The sequence below is a fragment of the Enterovibrio norvegicus genome (assembly GCF_002876705.1).
GTDB lineage: Bacteria > Pseudomonadota > Gammaproteobacteria > Enterobacterales > Vibrionaceae > Enterovibrio > Enterovibrio norvegicus_B.
The window spans coordinates 1-15,822 of record NZ_MDAG01000035.1 but is presented as its reverse complement, the minus strand read 5'-3'; the positions used below and the strand labels follow the sequence as shown (position 1 = coordinate 15,822).

The 15,822-nt window shown below is 47.5% G+C and carries 14 protein-coding genes, 2 tRNA genes and 1 rRNA gene; 7 read left to right on the top strand and 10 right to left on the bottom strand.

Annotated elements, in window-relative coordinates; translation table 11 throughout:
* Nucleotides 1-26: 26 nt before the first annotated feature.
* Complete coding sequence (locus tag BCT27_RS16760; protein ID WP_102392011.1) at nucleotides 27-1,268, top strand: uracil-xanthine permease family protein; 1,242 nt, start codon at nucleotides 27-29, stop codon at nucleotides 1,266-1,268.
* 71 nt (nucleotides 1,269-1,339) lie between these two features.
* Here BCT27_RS16760 and upp read toward each other — a convergent pair whose 3' ends face one another.
* On the bottom strand, nucleotides 1,340-1,966 hold the full coding sequence (upp, locus tag BCT27_RS16755; RefSeq protein WP_102318229.1) for a uracil phosphoribosyltransferase: 627 nt from the start codon (nucleotides 1,964-1,966) through the stop codon (nucleotides 1,340-1,342).
* Nucleotides 1,967-2,144: 178 nt separating this feature from the next.
* On the opposite strand from upp, the gene purM reads away from it, so the two are divergent.
* On the top strand, nucleotides 2,145-3,188 hold the full coding sequence (gene purM / locus BCT27_RS16750) for a phosphoribosylformylglycinamidine cyclo-ligase (protein WP_102318228.1): 1,044 nt from the start codon (nucleotides 2,145-2,147) through the stop codon (nucleotides 3,186-3,188).
* 2 nt (nucleotides 3,189-3,190) lie between these two features.
* Complete coding sequence (gene purN / locus BCT27_RS16745; protein WP_102396307.1) at nucleotides 3,191-3,826, top strand: phosphoribosylglycinamide formyltransferase; 636 nt, start codon at nucleotides 3,191-3,193, stop codon at nucleotides 3,824-3,826.
* 97 nt (nucleotides 3,827-3,923) lie between these two features.
* Here the strand turns inward: purN and BCT27_RS16740 are convergent, their stop codons facing one another.
* Together BCT27_RS16740 and lpcA are read right to left on the bottom strand one after the other, a co-directional pair.
* Complete coding sequence (locus BCT27_RS16740; protein WP_017008986.1) at nucleotides 3,924-4,715, bottom strand: class II glutamine amidotransferase; 792 nt, start codon at nucleotides 4,713-4,715, stop codon at nucleotides 3,924-3,926.
* 77 nt (nucleotides 4,716-4,792) lie between these two features.
* The gene (gene lpcA, locus BCT27_RS16735; RefSeq protein WP_017008985.1) at nucleotides 4,793-5,371 is read right to left on the bottom strand and encodes a D-sedoheptulose 7-phosphate isomerase; all 579 of its coding nucleotides are present in this window, start codon (nucleotides 5,369-5,371) and stop codon (nucleotides 4,793-4,795) included.
* A 287-nt stretch (nucleotides 5,372-5,658) separates the two neighbouring features.
* Here lpcA and fadE point away from each other — a divergent pair, with 287 nt between their 5' ends.
* A complete protein-coding gene (gene fadE / locus BCT27_RS16730) occupies nucleotides 5,659-8,109 on the top strand; it encodes an acyl-CoA dehydrogenase FadE (protein ID WP_102259486.1) in 2,451 nt (816 codons plus the stop codon).
* A gap of 128 nt (nucleotides 8,110-8,237) precedes the next feature.
* Here fadE and BCT27_RS16725 read toward each other — a convergent pair whose 3' ends face one another.
* Both BCT27_RS16725 and dnaQ read right to left on the bottom strand, forming a co-directional pair.
* The gene (locus BCT27_RS16725; RefSeq protein ID WP_102396306.1) at nucleotides 8,238-9,518 is read right to left on the bottom strand and encodes a TIGR03503 family protein; all 1,281 of its coding nucleotides are present in this window, start codon (nucleotides 9,516-9,518) and stop codon (nucleotides 8,238-8,240) included.
* Complete coding sequence (gene dnaQ, locus BCT27_RS16720; protein ID WP_102396305.1) at nucleotides 9,515-10,252, bottom strand: DNA polymerase III subunit epsilon; 738 nt, start codon at nucleotides 10,250-10,252, stop codon at nucleotides 9,515-9,517. The genes BCT27_RS16725 and dnaQ overlap by 4 nt, the downstream gene beginning before the upstream one ends.
* A 51-nt stretch (nucleotides 10,253-10,303) precedes the next feature.
* Between dnaQ and rnhA the strand changes: the two genes are divergently transcribed.
* Nucleotides 10,304-10,771: a ribonuclease HI gene (rnhA, locus tag BCT27_RS16715; RefSeq protein ID WP_102396304.1), complete on the top strand. Its 468-nt coding sequence runs from the start codon at nucleotides 10,304-10,306 to the stop codon at nucleotides 10,769-10,771.
* Between the two features lie 51 nt (nucleotides 10,772-10,822).
* Here the strand turns inward: rnhA and BCT27_RS16710 are convergent, their stop codons facing one another.
* Nucleotides 10,823-11,557, bottom strand: coding sequence for a methyltransferase domain-containing protein (locus BCT27_RS16710; protein ID WP_026024495.1), 735 nt, complete (start codon nucleotides 11,555-11,557; stop codon nucleotides 10,823-10,825).
* Nucleotides 11,558-11,585: 28 nt separating this feature from the next.
* Here BCT27_RS16710 and gloB point away from each other — a divergent pair, with 28 nt between their 5' ends.
* Both gloB and BCT27_RS16700 read left to right on the top strand, forming a co-directional pair.
* Nucleotides 11,586-12,344, top strand: a complete 759-nt coding sequence (gene gloB / locus BCT27_RS16705) for a hydroxyacylglutathione hydrolase (RefSeq protein WP_102318223.1) — start codon at nucleotides 11,586-11,588, stop codon at nucleotides 12,342-12,344.
* Between the two features lie 71 nt (nucleotides 12,345-12,415).
* Entirely contained in the window at nucleotides 12,416-13,984 is a 1,569-nt protein-coding gene (locus BCT27_RS16700; protein WP_198597582.1) for a LysM peptidoglycan-binding domain-containing protein, read from the top strand.
* A 74-nt stretch (nucleotides 13,985-14,058) separates the two neighbouring features.
* Here BCT27_RS16700 and BCT27_RS16695 read toward each other — a convergent pair whose 3' ends face one another.
* The 4 genes from BCT27_RS16695 to rrf form a co-directional block, all read right to left on the bottom strand.
* The gene (locus BCT27_RS16695; protein ID WP_102392018.1) at nucleotides 14,059-14,901 is read right to left on the bottom strand and encodes an endonuclease/exonuclease/phosphatase family protein; all 843 of its coding nucleotides are present in this window, start codon (nucleotides 14,899-14,901) and stop codon (nucleotides 14,059-14,061) included.
* A gap of 522 nt (nucleotides 14,902-15,423) precedes the next feature.
* A tRNA-Trp gene (locus BCT27_RS16690) sits at nucleotides 15,424-15,500 on the bottom strand.
* Nucleotides 15,501-15,536: 36 nt separating this feature from the next.
* Nucleotides 15,537-15,613, bottom strand: a tRNA-Asp gene (locus BCT27_RS16685).
* A gap of 106 nt (nucleotides 15,614-15,719) precedes the next feature.
* A 5S ribosomal RNA gene (rrf, locus tag BCT27_RS16680) occupies nucleotides 15,720-15,822 on the bottom strand; the annotation flags it as partial.

Here is a 15,822-nt window from a genome sequence, read left to right as displayed (position 1 = left end):
GATTTTTTTATTAAGGATGCTGCGTCATGATGCAAATACTACAAGGGGCACAAATGCTATTTGTTGCCTTTGGCGCGTTGGTCTTGGTCCCGTTGTTAACAGGCTTAGATCCTAACGTTGCACTATTTGGTGCCGGTATTGGTACTCTTATCTTCCAAGTTATCACCAAACGCTCCGTACCCATTTTTCTTGCTTCCTCTTTCGCGTTCATCGCGCCGATTCTTTTTGGCGTTCAAACATGGGGCATCCCTGCGACCATGGGTGGCCTAATGGTAGCGGGCGTGGTTTACGTCATCATGGGCGGCATCATCAAAGTTCGCGGTGTCGGCTTTATTCACACCTTACTTCCACCCGTGGTTGTTGGCCCTGTCATCATGGTCATCGGCCTAGGCCTTGCCCCTTCTGCCGTGAATATGGCTTTGGGTAAATCTGGCGATGGTGCGGTACAACTGATTGATGGTTCTGTCGCTTTATGGATCTCTGCAATTTCACTGATTACCACTATTGGAGTGTCAGTGTTTGCAAAAGGTTTCTTTAAACTTGTGCCAATTTTAAGCGGCATCATTGCAGGTTATACGACTGCACTGTTCTTCGGCGTGGTCGACTTCTCGCCTGTAACAAACGCTGCCTGGTTATCCATGCCGAACTTCACCATGCCTGAGTTCAACATCAATGCTGTTTTGTTCATGATCCCAGTAGCAATCGCGCCAGCGGTTGAGCATGTGGGTGACATGTTGGCTATTTCTAACGTGACACAAAAAGACTACCTGAAAAAACCGGGTCTTCACCGCACCATGGCTGGCGACGGTTTTGCCACTATTGCTGCGTCCATGTTTGGTGCGCCACCAAACACGACCTACAGCGAAGTCACCGGTGCCGTCTTGCTGACACGTGCGTTCAACCCCGTCATCATGACCTGGGCGGCGGTGACGGCGTTGGTGCTGGCATTTGTGGGTAAGCTGGGCGCGATTCTCCAAACCATTCCTGTTCCAGTAATGGGCGGCATCATGATTTTGTTGTTTGGCTCTATCGCAACGGTTGGCTTAAACACGTTAATTAAAAACCAAGTGGATCTGCACAAAGCGCGTAACCTTGCGATCGTTGCTGTGACCTTGGTGTTTGGTATAGGTGGTATGGCATTTGGTATCGGCGACTTCAGCCTTCAGGGCATCAGCCTTTGCGGCATCGTTGCGATCTTCTTGAACCTTGTTCTGCCAAAAGACATGGGCGAGAGCCACGTTGTCGATAACGCGCAAATGGAAGACTAACTCTGTTACCTACGCGAACAAAAAAGGCTTCCAGATTGGAAGCCTTTTTTTGCTCTGGATGACTGTCAGTATTATTTCGTACCGAAGATCTTGTCACCCGCATCGCCCAAACCAGGAACGATGTAGCCTTTGTCATTCAGTTTTTCGTCAATTGCTGCCGTGTAAAGCTCAACATCTGGGTGCGCTTTTTCAAGTGCTGCAATACCTTCTGGTGCAGCAACAAGTACCAACACTTTGATGTTGAAACAGCCATTTTCTTTTAGCAGGTCGATGGTTGCGATCATCGAACCACCCGTCGCTAGCATTGGGTCAACCACCAGCGCCATGCGCTCATTGATATTGCTTGCCAGTTTGTGGAAATAAGGCACTGGCTCTAGCGTTTCTTCATCACGGTAGATACCTACCACGCTGATACGTGCACTTGGAATGTGCTCAAGAACGCCATCCATCATACCTAGACCTGCACGCAGGATAGGAACAACGGTCACTTTTTTACCTTTGATCTGATCAACTTCTACTGGACCATTCCAACCTTCAATCGTCACTTTTTCAGTTTCGAAATCAGAGGTTGCTTCATAGGTCAGCAGACTACCAACTTCTGTCGCCAGCTCGCGAAAACGCTTGGTGCTGATATCACCTTCGCGCATCAGACCGATTTTGTGTTTTACCAGCGGGTGCATAACCTCGACGACTTTCATGACAGACTCCTGCAAAAAACAAATTCCACGCATTATACACGAGAAAAAATCGCCGAATAGCAATGCTCACCGAGTTGCGCTTTTTTAGCACAAATCGACTGACGCAAACGTTTTCCTTTTTGCAAATGCGCTGTTAAAATGGCGCCGCTTTTAGTCCATAACTCGGTAAGGATCTCCAGTGAGCGGTAATAAGTCTTCTCTTAGCTACAAAGATGCAGGTGTTGATATTGATGCAGGTAATGCACTCGTTGACCGTATCAAAGGCGTCGTAAAACGCACTCGTCGTCCTGAAGTCATGGGTGGTATCGGCGGTTTTGGCGCACTCTGTGAGCTACCAACCAAATACAAGCAGCCTGTGCTGGTATCTGGCACAGACGGCGTGGGCACTAAACTACGCTTGGCGATGGACCTAAAAAAACATGACACCATCGGTATCGATTTGGTCGCCATGTGTGTAAACGATTTGATTGTTCAAGGTGCAGAACCTCTATTCTTCCTTGATTACTATGCAACAGGCAAACTGGATGTTGATACGGCGGCAGATGTCGTCACTGGTATCGGCGAAGGTTGTTTGCAGTCAGGCTGTGCCTTGATTGGTGGTGAAACCGCTGAAATGCCAGGCATGTATGACGGCGAAGACTATGACGTTGCAGGTTTCTGCGTCGGCGTTGTGGAAAAAGAAGACATCATTGACGGTTCGAAAGTCAGTGCTGGCGACGCGATCATCGCTATCGCTTCATCAGGCCCACATTCAAATGGCTACAGCTTAGTGCGTAAAATCATCGAAGTATCAAACGCCGATGTGTCCGCTGAGCTTGAAGGTAAGCCTTTGGGTGACCACCTTCTAGAACCGACTCGCATTTACGTAAAACCTGTTCTTAAGATGCTAGAAACCTGCGATGCACACGCAATTTCTCACATCACGGGTGGTGGTTTCTGGGAAAACATCCCTCGCGTGTTACCTGAAGGCACGAAAGCCGTTATCGATGGAAACAGCTGGGAATGGCCAGCTATTTTCAAATGGCTGCAAGAGAACGGCAACGTGACGCAACACGAAATGTACCGCACCTTTAACTGTGGTGTTGGTTTGATCATTGCCCTGCCTGCTGAGCAAGCTCAACAAGCTATCGACATTCTCAACCAAGAAGGCGAAAACGCGTGGTTGCTTGGTAATATCGAGAATGCATCTGCCGATGAAGAGCAGGTAGAAATCAAGGGGTGATCATGAAAAACGTGGTAGTGCTGGTCTCCGGTAACGGGTCTAACTTGCAAGCAATTATCGACCGATGTCATGGAAAAGATGGCATCAATATCGCAGCGGTAATGGCGAATAAAGAAAGTGCCTACGGACTGACTCGTGCGAAAGAGGCGGGTATCGATGCTGTCGTGGTGCCAAGTAAAGGCATCACTGAACGCAGCGAATACGACGACAAGTTAATGACAGCCATTGATGGCTATCAACCTGACCTAATTGTACTCGCTGGCTTTATGCGTATTTTGACGCCTGCATTTGTTCAGCATTACCACGGTAAAATGATCAATATTCATCCTTCGTTACTGCCTAAGTACACAGGGTTGAATACCCACCAGCGCGCCATTGATGCGGGTGACAAAGAGCATGGAACCTCTGTCCACTTTGTGACTGAGGAACTCGATGGCGGCCCTGTTATTCTCCAAGCTCAAGTGCCTATTTTTGATGGCGACGATGCTGACGCAGTTGTTGAACGTGTTCAAGAACAAGAACACAACATTTACCCCCTCGTGGTTGAATGGTTCTGTCAGGATCGTTTGAGCATGGATAACGGAAAAGCACTGCTTGATAGCCAAATTTTAGGGGAAGCAGGTTACGCAGCCGAGTAAGACTCGACGGATTAACCTCTGACTAAAAGAATAAAAAAACGCGCTTAATAGCGCGTTTTTTTTATATCTGGAAGATCACCTTTTCCGGCGCGAGAGGTTATCCCTCAAAATCTGCTCGGTTGCAGGTAATCACTTCACCTAAGTGGAATACGCAATATTCACCAGGCTGCATTTTGTGCCACGTTTCATTATTGGTGAGCGGCTGGGTCGCTATCACGGTCACCACATCATTCGGCGTGGTTTCTTCTTGGAAGTCGACCGTCACATCTTCATCAATCAAACTGGCTTTGCCAAACGGTGCACGTCGTGTGATCCAATGGAGATTGTTGGTGCAGTAGGCCATGACATAATCGCCATCACTGAACAGCATGTTGAACACACCAAGCTCACGCAATTTATCACAACGACTTGCGATAAAACGGAAGACCTCTGTCATGTCTTCCGGCTTTTCTGGGTAGTACTGCTCAATTTCATGCAGTAGCCAGCAAAACGCTTTTTCGCTGTCTGTCTCACCAACCGGTTTAAAGTGCCCTGATGGCATGTCTTCATAACCCGTCAATTGACCATTGTGCGCGTACGTCCAATAACGTCCCCAAATCTCACGTGTAAAGGGGTGCGTGTTTTCTAGATTCACATCTCCCCGGTTAGCTTGTCGAATATGACTCACTACCGCACAGCTTTTTATGGGATAGCTTTGAACGAGCTCGGCGATTTTAGAGTTGCAGCTTGGGTTGGGATCTTTGAATGTGCGAAAGCCTTTGCCTTCATAAAATACAATTCCCCAACCATCTCGGTGCGGACCTGTATTACCACCACGCTGGATCAAACCTGTAAAACTAAAACAAATATCGGTTGGCACATTGGCACTCATGCCAAGAAGTTCACACATGTTCCGTCACGCTTTCCTTATCAACGGCGAGAGTTGCTCATCGTCGAGCAACTCAGCACGGTATGAGCTAGGCCCAATTATTTTTCCATTTCTTTTTCGACAAGCTGGATCAGGATGTGAATGATCTTGATGTGCACTTCCTGAATTCGGTCAGCATAACCAAAATGCGGCACACGAATTTCAATGTCCGCCAATCCTGCCATTTTACCGCCGTCTTTACCTGTCAACATGATAGATGTCATGCCTTTGGCTTTTGCCGCTTCAATCGCGCGAAGAATGTTGCCCGAATTGCCAGATGTCGACAAACCAAACAAGACATCGCCTTTCATGCCCACCGCTTCAAGGTAGCGAGAGAATACAAACTCGTAACCAAAGTCATTACTCACACAGGAGATATGGCTAGGGTCTGAAATCGCAATCGCAGGGTAACCTGGACGGTTTTCGCGATAACGACCTGTCAATTCTTCAGCGAAGTGCATTGCGTCACAGTGGGAGCCACCGTTACCACATGAAAGCACTTTACCGCCTGCTTTAAATGAATCCGCCAGCAGCTTTGCAGCAGCTTCAATGTTCGCAATGTTCTTTTCGTCTTTTAGAAACGCGTCTAGCACGCTTGCAGCTTCCGTCAGCTCAGAGCGAATAAGGTCTTGGTACATGGGCTATTCTCTTTTTTTATATTGGATGACATGGGGCAAGCCGCCCAAATATCTGTCGAGCCAGTGTACCTGTAAACACTGGAAGCTGTCGATATTCCCATGACGGTTGTGATTGTTGTGTGAAAACAATTAACTGAAAAAATCATTAGAGTAATTTCTCTAACAGATGAAAGACGGAGCACATTTTTACCGGTCATTGTTTTACATTCTTGCAAAAACCTGCTTACAATTAAGTGGTATGACCTCTTACCATTTAGTGACGGGTTGCTGGAGAAGGAGAACCGAAAATGGCAACAACCCTATACCTGATTACGTTTGCCGCCATCATGGCTGTGATGGCTTACCATCGTGCTGGCTTAAAGCTGTTTACTGCGCTGGCTGCTGGTTTGTTAATTGTTGGATCAATCATGGGCATCGTGGGACAAGTCACGTGGCTTATTTTTGTCGCCATCGCTATTCCATTGAACGTGAAGTCTTTCCGCGAAAGTTGGTTAAGTAAGCCAGCATTAAAAGCATTCCGTGGTGTGATGCCAGAAATGTCACAAACGGAAAAAGAAGCGATCGATGCGGGTACGGTGTGGTGGGAAGCGGATCTGTTTCGCGGTGCGCCAGACTGGAACAAACTTCATGACATTCCTGCACCACGACTCAGCGCGGAAGAACAAGCGTTTTTGGATGGCCCAGTAAACGAAGTGTGTCGCATGGTTAACGAATACCAAGTGACCCATGAATTAGCAGACTTACCACCGAATGTGTGGCAATTCCTAAAAGACAAAAAATTCTTCGCCATGATCATTAAGAAAGAATATGGCGGTTTGGAGTTTTCGGCATATGCACAGTCTTTGGTGTTGCAGAAACTGACTGGCGTGTCTGGCGTATTATCGTCAACCGTTGGTGTACCAAACAGCTTGGGCCCAGGCGAATTGCTGCAACATTATGGTACAGAAGATCAAAAAAACCATTACTTGCCGCGCCTTGCTGAAGGCAAGGAGATTCCTTGTTTTGCGTTGACGAGCCCAGAAGCAGGTTCTGATGCTGGGTCGATTCCTGATGAGGGTTACGTCACCAAAGGCATGTGGCAAGGCAAAGAAGTGCTGGGTATGTCGATTACCTGGAACAAACGCTACATCACTCTCGCCCCTGTTGCGACGGTACTGGGTCTCGCATTCAAACTGAAAGATCCCGAAGGCCTATTGGGTGACACCAAAGATCTTGGTATTACCTGTGCGTTAATCCCAACGGACATTGAAGGCGTAGAGATTGGCCGCCGTCACTTCCCACTTAACCTGCCTTTCCAAAATGGTCCCACAACTGGTGAGAACATTTTCGTGCCTATCGATTTTATTATCGGTGGTGCAGAAATGGCCGGACAAGGCTGGAGAATGCTCGTCGAATGTCTGTCAGTCGGTCGTGGTATTACCCTGCCATCAAACTCAACAGGCGGTCTGAAATCAGCAGCGTTAGCCACAGGTGCTTACGCACGAATTCGTCGTCAGTTCAAATTGCCTATCGGTAAAATGGAAGGCATTGAAGAACCTTTGGCGCGTATTGGCGGTAACGCTTACGTCATGGACGCAGCAAGCGCCCTGACCGTCGCGGGTATTGATTTGGGGGAGAAACCATCGGTTATCTCTGCCATCGTCAAATACCATTGTACCCACCGTGGTCAGCGCAGCATCATCGATGCAATGGACGTGGCTGGCGGTAAAGGCATTTGTATCGGCCCTAAAAACTTCCTCGCTCGTGGGTATCAAGGCGCCCCCATTGCCATTACCGTTGAGGGTGCAAACATCCTCACACGTTCAATGATCATCTTTGGACAAGGTGCTATCCGTTGTCACCCATTCGTATTGGCAGAAATGGAAGCGGCATACAACGACGACGAAAAGCAAGCATTGGCGACTTTTGACCATGCATTGTTTGGCCATGTTGGCTTTGTCATCAGCAACTTGATGCGATCGGTTTGGTTAGGTCTCACGGATGGCCGCACGTCGAAAGCGCCACGTAAAGATGCAACCACGCGCTACTTCCAGCAGATGAACCGTTACAGCGCCAATCTGGCACTTCTCGCGGACATTTCAATGGCAGTACTCGGTGGCAACTTGAAACGTAAGGAACGCCTCTCTGCGCGTTTGGGGGATGTTCTAAGTCAACTGTACCTCGCATCAGCAACAATGAAGCGTTACGCTGACGAAGGCTATCAAAAAGATGATCTGCCACTCGTGCATTGGGGTATGCAGGATGCGCTTTATCAAGCTGAGGAAGCCTTGATTGAGTTCCTCGCAAACTTCCCTAATCGTTTGGTTGCAGCACCTCTTCGTGTACTCCTGTTCCCATTTGGAACACGCAGAGCGAAACCAAGTGACAAACTGGATGGCAAAGTGGCGCAGATCCTTCAAACCCCAAGTGAAGCGCGCAGCCGTATCGGTCGTGGCCAGTTCCTTGAGGCATCAGAGCACAACCCTGTCGGTAAGATAGAACAAGCACTGATGGACATTTTGACTGCCGAGCCTATTTATCAAAAAATCGTCAAAGCCACAGGTCAAAACCTCCCATTTATGTTCTTGGACAAAGTGGCGGAGATTGGTCTGAAAGAAGGCGTGATTACTGATAAAGAAGCTGAACAGTTACGCATTGCAGAAGCGGGACGTTTAGAAACCATCAATGTTGATGATTTTGACCCGGCAGAACTTGCGGCAGCGGATACCACATTGAACAATGTGATTCATGCTGCGTAAACGCAAAAGCATCGCTCACTCCCTATAGGTTGAGCGCACCATCAAAAAAGGAGAAGCACATAGCTTCTCCTTTTTTATCACTAGCAAATGTTCATCACCAGCAAACATAAACCCTCTCGGTGCTTACGTTATGCAGCTTTATCCGATTCCTCTGGTGGTGCTTCCAATTCCCCTTCCATCTCTGCAGCAAGCTTCTTGGCCTTGATCTTGCGAATGATGAACCAAGTTAGAATCGCGAGCACAAGCAGCAGAATGTTTCCGCCAATGATCGTAATTAGCGCCATTTTGCGATCTTCTTCGCGCTGAATCGCAGCCAGCCTTTCTTCTTCAATACGCGCGCGTTCTGCTTCTCGCGCTTCTCGCTCCAGCTTGGCTTGTTCAATGGCTTCATAATCAGCAACCGCAAAAGTTTGTTCTGGCAACTCAAACACCAACGGACGGCTTGAAAGCTTGTCAGTGCCATATAGCCACGCATGCCATTTGTGACGTCCTGGCACGTCGAAATTATCGATATCAACAGTCAGACGAGTGTAATCCTTCGTCGCCTGCCCTTGATAGACAGAAGGCTTACCGTTGGAGTCAGTAAACTCTACGTGTGTTGCAATGGTGCCGGGTTCAACGCTTGCAGTGTCAGACTCGACCAAAAAATGGTGTGGCAGTGCTTTCTTACGGCTCTGTTTAAACGTCGCCATCAGCGGTGTTGGATACACCAACACTTCTTGCTCAAGAGTTCGGAAAAACACACCATTTCCCGACGTGACACGCGCACGGTATTTTCCCGGTGGCACATTGATAGGCAGCTCAACGGTAAACATGCCATCACCCGCCACCTCATCGAGCTCTGCGCCATCGTCTTTAAATTGTCCAAGGGATTTTGCTTGCGGGCGCTGATCAACCGGAATGCCTTCAACGCTTTCAATAAACTCGGTAAAGGTAACGCCCAATTCAACACTATCCAGAAAGTCTCTGAGGTTTAGCGGGCTACCCGCCTGCATCAACTGCGCGGTGAACTTTAAGGTTTCACCCTGGTAAAGGCGGTCAGGGAAGGTGTCTACCTTCATGCTTAATTCGGAGAGAATTCGGATTTTGTTCTCAGGCGTGACCTTGCCTATCGCCTGCCAAGGTCCAGGCATAGGATTGAAGACAGAGACAATGTCCATATCGGCTTCTGTGTGCCATGAGACATTGTCAGGATGTCGCCATTCATAGAGCTTGGCACCGTCCGGTTGAATAAGCACAACGGGACGGCTCGCTTCTTCACGATAAATAACGAAAGCAACTTGAGTGATGGTGGAGTCGATACGGAATCGGTTGTTGAGTAACCGAATGTCACGATCAGATGTCTGCGCGGCCGATACGTTGAACGACATCAGCAAAACGAGCAGAAGCCCAGCCCACCCTCTTTTCATACAATCTCCTGTTGCCTCCACAAGCAGCTGCCATTTTTTTCTATGGTATCAAGCTGCGCATTATGCTCTTGTAGTTCATCGGCCGATGCACGGATAATCTTTAGCGATTTCGCACCCGCTTCTACACGACGAATAGATTCACCGTTTTGTGCGTTCTCGTCGCTACCACTAAATGCCAGCGACGTTTGTCCGCCCGTCATCAACAGATAAACATCTGCCAATATCTCGGCATCCAGCAATGCGCCGTGGAGAGTTCGGTGTGAATTGTCTATGCCATAACGTTCACAGAGAATATCGAGGTTATTTCGCTTACCCGGAAATATCTGTTTCGCCATCGCCAGGGTATCGGTGATCTTACAGAACTGCTCTGTTTTACCGATGGTGGGATCCAGCGTTTGGAATTCATGATCCATGAAACCGACGTCAAAGGGCGCGTTGTGCGCGACCATTTCAGCGCCTTTGATGAATTCCAAAAACTCTTTGTGAATCTCGCCATATTCAGGCTTATCCACTAAGAATTCGTCGGTAATACCATGAACACCGATAGCCTCAGGATCGATTTGGCGATCTGGCTTAATGTAGACGTGAAAATGCTTACCGGTGAGCTTGCGATTGATGATCTCAACGGCACCGATTTCAATGATTCTATGGCCTTCGTAGTGAGGGCCACCTTCACGGTTCATACCCGTGGTTTCTGTATCGAGAACGATTATTCTGTCGTAACTGGCTTTCATGGCGTCACTTGTGTCAGACTTGGCGATTAATTTACATAGATACTAACAAATATGGTCAAGCAGGTAGAAATTTTCACGGATGGTTCTTGTCTTGGTAATCCTGGACCTGGTGGATATGGCGTTGTCATGCGTTACAAAGCGCATGAAAAAGAGCTCAGTGAAGGCTTTGACCTAACAACCAACAACCGCATGGAGTTGCTGGCTGCCATTGTTGGTTTAGCGACATTAAAAGAATCTTGCGATGTAACACTGACGACGGACAGCCAATATGTTCGACAAGGTATTACGCAGTGGATTCACAATTGGAAAAAACGCGGTTGGAAAACGGCAGAGAAAAAGCCGGTGAAAAATTCCGATCTATGGAAGCGTTTAGATGAAGAAACTCAGCGCCATCGTGTGGATTGGCAATGGGTAAAGGGTCATGCTGGCCACCCTGAGAATGAGCGCTGTGACGAACTCGCTCGCGCTGGTGCAGAGAAGCCAACACAACCCGATACGGGCTACCAAACCAACGAGTAATACCATTCATAGGGCATGACACCCACGCCCGCGCTTTCAGATTAACGCCGTTTAAACGTCGCCAGATCCGGTTCTATAATTCACACTGACTGGCGATAAACGCTTACGCATTTTCCACTCAGGTTTTATCGGTTTTAGTGGGTACGTTCGCTTTCTCGCCACGATAAAATACAACGAGCCAATTGCAGGCAGCAGCCCAGAGCATGCATTTTCAAACCACACTCCGCACGTACGATGCTGTGTGGCTGGAATCAAGCCAAAGCAAGACAGCTCAACAATTTCGTAGTTTAAAACACCCAACCAATCCCTCACCCTCAAAGGCGTAAACATTCGCCCATTCCAAGGCATCCGATTTTTGCGCCAAGGAATCAATCTTCCAATCCCCATAATACTGCTAGGGTTCACACCAGTGATAACCAAATAGCCATCGTCTATCATCACTCTATCAATTTCGCGAAGTAATCGGTGCGGGTCATCAGAGTAATCAAGCTGGTTTGCTAATACGCAAACGTCGAATGCTTTATCAACAAAGGGAAGGTCATAGTTTTCGGATTCGACATTACGAAGGGGATTTAACTTGTCGATACAGACTTGGTGCTGAATGTTACAATGACCACTGACTAACTCGCAGCTCAGGCCACCAAGCTTCAGCATGTGATAACCAAACATTCTGGGAAGCCACTCATCCAGCCGCGTTTGAATGTGCGCGCACGCCCATTCGCCATGCGCGAATTGATCCCATGTATAAGGGTATTCTAGTGGACGTTGGCTGCGAGCTGGTTTCATAAATACTATGTTATAGCTGGAGAATGAAATGCTATCTGTATCAAGCATACCCGCATTCAATGACAATTACATCTGGCTACTAAAAAATGATGACAATCATTGCGTTGTCGTCGATCCTGGTGATGCCAAGCCAGTCGTGGAAACGCTAAGCAACCTAGGGCTAACGCTTGATGCTATTCTGATTACCCACCATCACGCAGATCATGTGGGCGGCGTGCCCTCTCTTAAAGCAGCCTTTCCCTCAGCTGCAGTCTACGGTCCAGCCACCGAACGCTTTCCTGATGTAACGCACCCTCTTAAAGATAACGACACTTTCACACTCAACAACACGACATTCCGCGTTCTGCATGTTGCGGGCCATACACTTGACCATATTGCTTATTACGCTGATGGCATGTTGTTTTGTGGTGATACCTTGTTCTCAGGTGGGTGTGGCCGACTATTTGAAGGCTCACCTGCACAGATGTTGCATTCATTGTCTGCTTTTTCAGCCTTACCTGATAACACTCAAGTGTTTTGCGCTCACGAGTACACAGAATCAAACTTGAAATTTGCACTAGCCATCGAGCCGAATAACACTGAACTGAATCAATATGTTGCAGAAGTTGCAAATTGGCGCTCACAAGGGAAAAGTTCAATCCCTAGCTCTATTGCAAGAGAGAAGGCAATTAACCCTTTCCTTCGTGCACATCATCCCTCAGTAAAAGAAGGGGTGAAAAACAGAGCAAAAGATAGGTCAGATCTAGAAACTTTCACCGCACTAAGACGTTGGAAGGACGAATTTTGACATTCGTCACTTGTAAGCATTACTCCAGGCCGCTTATTATCAGCGGCTATTTTTTGAAAGGTTTCTAACACATGAAGTTCCGTTATGTATTAGTAGGATCGATGTTCCTCGCAGGATGCCAACTCACAGGGCAAGAAGACGTCGCCACTACGACTAATACGCCGAAAGAACCAAATACGGCTATCAAACAAAGCATTGCGGAAACGCCAGCCATTGTTGTTGAAGCAAAGCCGGAAGCCCCAGTCATCACACCGCAAAACCAGGATGATGTTTGGGAACGGATCTCGATGCAGCTTGAAATGCCCGTACCTAACAACAAACGCGTGAATTACTATCGCAATTGGTACCTCAAGCACCCACAACATCTAAAAACTGTAGCCAAGCGCGCAGAGCCTTTTCTATTCCTCATTACTGAGAAAGTAGAAGCCCGTGGTATCCCCTTAGAAATCGCGCTACTTCCTGTTGTAGAAAGCTCATTCGACCAATTTGCCTACTCCCATGGTCGCGCTGCTGGCCTTTGGCAATTTGTGCCAGATACAGGTCGCCGTTTTGGCTTGGAACAAAATTGGTGGTATGACGGTCGCCGTGATGTGGTTGCCTCAACAGACGCTGCATTAGATCTGCTTGAGTACCTTCATAAGAAATTCGATGGTGATTGGTTACATGCTCTTGCAGCCTACAATACCGGTGAAGGCCGTGTGTTCCGTGCAATTCGTAAAAATAAAGCTGCGGGTAAACCAATAGACTTTTGGTCACTCGATTTACCAAAAGAAACCAGTGGGTATGTCCCTAAACTGATCGCTGTCGCTGATGTGGTTAAGAATCAAGATAAGTATGGCTTACCGCTGCCAGCCATTGCTAATAAGCCTGTGCTAGACACGGTCGAGCCAAAGGTTCAAATGGACTTAGCGTTAGCTGCAAATTACGCGGGCTTGTCTTTGTCCAAGCTGCAAAGCCTAAACCCTGCCTACAACCATTGGGCTACCTCTCCTGATGGCCCGACACACTTGCTTCTGCCAAATGAGAATGTGAGTCGCTTTAAGCAGAAATTGGCCGAAAACGATAATCAGGGCATCAAAGTCACACGTTACAAGGTGAAAAGCGGCGACTCTCTTGGACTAATCGCTCAGCGTAATAACACCACAGTGAAAGTCATTCAGCGTGCAAATAACATGAAGAATACGACTATTCGTGCTGGGCAGCATCTGATGATCCCTGTTGCATTAAAAGACGAGAGTCAATACTCACTCAGCGCCCCTCAACGTTTAGCAACCCTGACAAGCAAAAAACGTGGCGACTACAAAGTGACTTACAACGTAAAAAAAGGCGACAGCTTTTGGACAATCGCTCGTAAGCACGATGTTTCTCACAGCGCATTAGCGCGCTGGAACGGCATGGCACCAAAAGATCCTCTTCGTATCGGCCAAGAACTTGTTGTTTGGAAAAAAGGCGCTGAAGGCGCGCGCATTCGCACGATCGTCTATCAGATTCGAGAGGGTGACTCGTTGAGCAGTATTGCCGCTCGCTACAAAGTGTCTGTTTCCGAATTAGTGGAGTGGAACGCCCTTAAAAAGAATGCCTACATCAAACCCGGTCAAAAGCTAAAACTCTATATCGATGTAACGAAAGTTAGCGCATAACGTATAACGTCCCATAGAAAAAACGCGATGCCAATGCATCGCGTTTTTTTGTATCCAAATGATGTAAAACCGCATCAATTTACTTTAAACGAAAAGCTCGCTGTCATCATGGCGTGATCGGAGGCTAACGTGCTTCGACTGTTAGCGTCATTTAGTACTAAATCTCGATAGTAAATATGATCCAACGGCAAACTAAACACCTTCAAACGTGCATCAGTATCAAAGACAGCTTCTTGTAAGCCAATACGATTAAGCTCGGCCTTAACCGTCTTCAACCGCTTCTCGCTCCATGTATTAAAATCCCCAGCAACAATCACAGGGCCATCAAGCTTAGTCACCGCATCAACCAATGCATTGAGCTGTTCTCGGTATTCCTCTATTCCAAAGGTAAAGTTAATACTGTGTATATTAATGACAGACAGAGTTTGACCATTTGATAATGGAAACTCGCTATACAAAGCACTTTTTGGCAGTCGTAAGTAAGGCTCTACCTTTGTATAAGCACAGACTTTTTTAGGTGCGAGATCGGACAGTGTCATCACCCCTGCCACTTCGTTATTAACTGAGAAGGCGAATGCTTGATTACTGTGCCATCTGTGTGCGGAAATATAGCGCTGTAGATCTTGAGATAGTTGTGCCTCTTGAAGAAGAATCAAAGAGGATGCTTTGGAGAGAGCCAACAACTCGTCTTCCCACCCTTCCAACTGCTGCTTGTATATGTTCCACACAGCGAGGTTCAGCGGTTTCCTCACATCGATGGAAGACGATACGGGATAACTCAAACAGCTAACGTTTTCTTGACTGCTTGCCAACCTCGGCGTTTCAGGCACCTCAAAGATGCCATAAAGCCATACTGATACCGCACCAATCAAGATTGCAGTGCCAAGAGCAAGCCAACGCTTTTTAAGAATTTTCATTGCAATGTAGCCGTCGTGATAACCAAAAGAAGCCAGTGAATTTTAGTGGATAGCCAAGAACAACAGTGACTTCCTAAAGCTAAATTCTATCAGTTCATAAGAACTTATCACCAACCTAAAAATGAAACCGACGCAGATAGACAGAAAACATCTGTAATCTCACTTTGTTTTACTTTTGATCTTCAAACAATGAAAGACTTTAAGAAGAAGAGGCTACAGCACTTCTGTGGAGCACAGCGACGAAATAGAACATTCAAAGCTATAGCAATGTTACTGGGATGCGCAACCTAGCGCTTTAAAGAGGGCAAAGGCAGAAAGACCCGGTCGTTCTGGCGTTCCAGCACCCAGACCATGGAAAAAGTAGCAGACATGAAAAGGTTCTAGCATATCTTCCAGTATGCACAGTCTGGTGCCTTAAATGTGGCAGGGATGGAGAGATTCGGCCGGGCTGGCGCACCAGATCCCAACAAAAAGCGACGGAAACGAAAAAAGGCTCCAGCATTTCTGCTGGAGCCTTAAATGTGGCAGGGGTGGAGAGATTCGAACTCCCAACACGCGGATTTGGAATCCGCTGCTCTGCCAGTTGGAGCTACACCCCTGTAGTTATTTTAAAGACTTAACTCTGTCTGAATAAATGGCGGAGCGGACGGGACTCGAACCCGCGACCCCCGGCGTGACAGGCCGGTATTCTAACCAACTGAACTACCGCTCCACACGGTGATAAACAGTTTCCTGCCTATCCGATATACGTCGTTCAAAGCGCATATCTAATCTTTTTGCCTTCATCTTTTTCATAAAAAGATGAAAACGAAATTAAAGCCTGGCGATGTCCTACTCTCACATGGGGAAACCCCACACTACCATCGGCGCTGTTACGTTTCACTACTGAGTTCGGCATGGAATCAGGTGGGTCCATAACGC